This window comes from Roseburia sp. AF42-8 (assembly GCF_003435965.1).
Taxonomy (GTDB): domain Bacteria; phylum Bacillota; class Clostridia; order Lachnospirales; family Lachnospiraceae; genus Roseburia_C; species Roseburia_C amylophila.
The window spans coordinates 1-1384 of record NZ_QTVB01000117.1; the positions used below are offsets into that span (position 1 = coordinate 1).

The following is a 1384-nucleotide window of genomic DNA, read 5'->3' on the forward strand; positions in this document are numbered from 1 at the left end:
CTGTCTGGGAAGTATACAAATTCATACATGTTAATACAGTTGCTCCGTTCGGAACCTTTAGAACCAAGATTAGAAAATGGAAAAAGATTGCACTATAACTTCCAGTTTGTAGAATTCAAAAATTTAATATGAAATGTGAGATAGAGCGTATGGAAATAATCTATACGTTCTATTTTTTTGCCTTTTTTGAAAAAGTGATTAAAAAACTATTGACATTTTGTTACTGGTAGAAGCAGATGGTTATAAAAAGCTTTTGGTAACTATGAGTGCAAAAACAGATAGCTGCGAAAATTTATTATGAGCTAATAGCAAAATTTGATATTTTGTGATATTGAGGGTATGGGGAATCGTAATCTCCATTAAGTTCGTCAGAGAATTATAATCCAGAAATGGGATTTTGAGTTACTCTAGGCGATACTTGCTTTAGAAAATGATTTGCCATAATGAGTTAGAATATGGGAGGAGGAAGCGTTAAAAAAAGAGAGAGCCATAAGCAACTCTCTCTGTGATAAAATCAAAAAGTTATAGTATCAGTGATTCGGTAAGATTACAAAAATCCTTAACAGGAATATTTTCTTTAAGTGGTAAAGCTGTCTACTAAAAGGTTCGTCTGCAAATCTTTCGAGTTCAGAATCAAAATATATAATTGAAGCATTTGTATTTAATTGGTATGGTGGAATTGTAACAAAATAATCATAATCTTCGTAAGAAGGAGTGGCGCAAGAAACTTTGATTTTTCCGCCCAATTTCAATTTTGCAAATTCTCCATAAATGGCAGTTAAGGCTTTTTTTCTTTCTTCATCAGAAGTAATTCTATCTACATATCTAATATACCAATAATCTATATTTCCCTCTTTTAATTCAATTAAATAATCGTATGATCTGGGTGTTCCGGATTTTATTGTCCATTCAACTTTATGCAGACTTGTCATCATGGAAAGTCCACGCATTAAGGTAGAAAAAAATTTTTCATGCACCTGAACAGTAGAGAGATCCAGAGAAAATCCATTGTCTGCAATTATCTTTTTCCGTTCCCGTATTTTCTTAGAAGAATATCCCGTTGCATCATATAATTCTTGGATAAGTTCTGGATCATCAATGGCTTTTGCAATTTTATCAATAGTGCTTTTATATGGTCTTCCAGATCGGGCACCGTTGAGCATTCGTGAAATGGTTGCATTATTTAAGCCTGTTTGTTCAGATAATTCTTTTTGTGTTTTTTTCTGTAAAATGATTTGAAGTATATTGATGAATCTTTCCTGATCGTAAACGCTGTCAGGATTATTAGTGTGCCTGAATTTGATATAAATTCGTTCATTCAAATCTCCTCTTGACTTCTTTGACTTTGTATAAATTGACTTCTTGTAGTTTATCTTATCAATTA

Annotated in this window: 2 protein-coding genes; one reads left to right on the forward strand and one right to left on the reverse strand. The window is 32.1% G+C overall.

Annotated elements, in window-relative coordinates; genetic code table 11:
• Window positions 1-98: ClbS/DfsB family four-helix bundle protein (locus DW059_RS15505; protein WP_117699133.1), on the forward strand; the 98-nt coding region annotated here is incomplete at its 5' end.
• A gap of 432 nt (window positions 99-530) precedes the next feature.
• Here DW059_RS15505 and DW059_RS15510 read toward each other — a convergent pair.
• On the reverse strand, window positions 531-1384 hold an 854-nt coding region (locus DW059_RS15510), incomplete at its 5' end, for a helix-turn-helix domain-containing protein (RefSeq protein WP_242986331.1).